Source organism: Alphaproteobacteria bacterium (assembly GCA_024244705.1).
Lineage (GTDB): Bacteria > Pseudomonadota > Alphaproteobacteria > JAAEOK01 > JAAEOK01 > JAAEOK01.
This window is the reverse complement of record JAAEOK010000124.1, coordinates 1-746: the sequence shown is the minus strand read 5'-3', so window position 1 is coordinate 746 and position 746 is coordinate 1. Positions and strand designations below refer to the sequence as shown.

At 65.3% G+C, this 746-nt stretch carries 2 protein-coding genes; both read right to left on the bottom strand.

What is annotated here, in order from left to right; translation table 11 throughout:
- The coding region (locus GY791_21655) for a hypothetical protein (GenBank protein ID MCP4330999.1) at positions 1-199 on the bottom strand (199 nt) is incomplete at its 3' end.
- Between the two features lie 224 nt (positions 200-423).
- On the bottom strand, positions 424-746 hold a 323-nt coding region (locus GY791_21650), incomplete at its 5' end, for a DUF721 domain-containing protein (protein ID MCP4330998.1).

Below are 746 nucleotides of genomic sequence, written 5' to 3'. Positions count from 1 at the left end.
CGCAGTAGCCGGCCATCGCCTCGTCGACGGCGTTGTCGACGACCTCGTACACCATGTGGTGGAGGCCCGCCGGCCCGGTCGACCCGATATACATGCCCGGGCGCTTCCGAACTGCTTCGAGGCCCTCCAGAACAGTGATGTCCTTGGCCCCGTAGGAGGCCGATTCGGCCGCCTTCTTGGTCTTGGTTTCCTGCGCCAAGCCGCGCCCTCTTCCTCGTTGCCCGATGCGATGGTCGACTGGTTCCTGGGACCGTCCCCGAAGAGCGCGAAAGCGCTGGTCAGGATGGTAAAACCATGTCTCAGCGAGTCTACCAGCGAGAGGTCGCGATCCCTGTGATACTCGCGGGGATTTCGACCCTTCCTCGTGGTCGGTCCTGACCCCGTCGGACGAAGCGCCGCCGCCGCGGAACCGCTGCCCCACCACTAGTCATCGGAGCCCGTACCGGGCCTCACGCGAACTGTGATTCTATCGATCGAATCATCGTTCAATACATGTCGAGCACGCTCACACAAGCGCGCCGACTGCCATCGCAGCTCCGACGCCCAGACCGGGTCGTCGACAGCGATGATGAGTGCGCCATCGCGTACGGCCAACGGCTCGGTGTGCGCGGCCACGCGATCACCGACCACGTCGGTCCAGCGGCCGAAGACCGTTGCCAGCGTCTCTCCGCGCGACGACCCGAGGTGACGGAGAAGGTCGTCGAGGGCATCGCTGACCCTCCGCGGCTCACGCTTGGCTCCTTGTG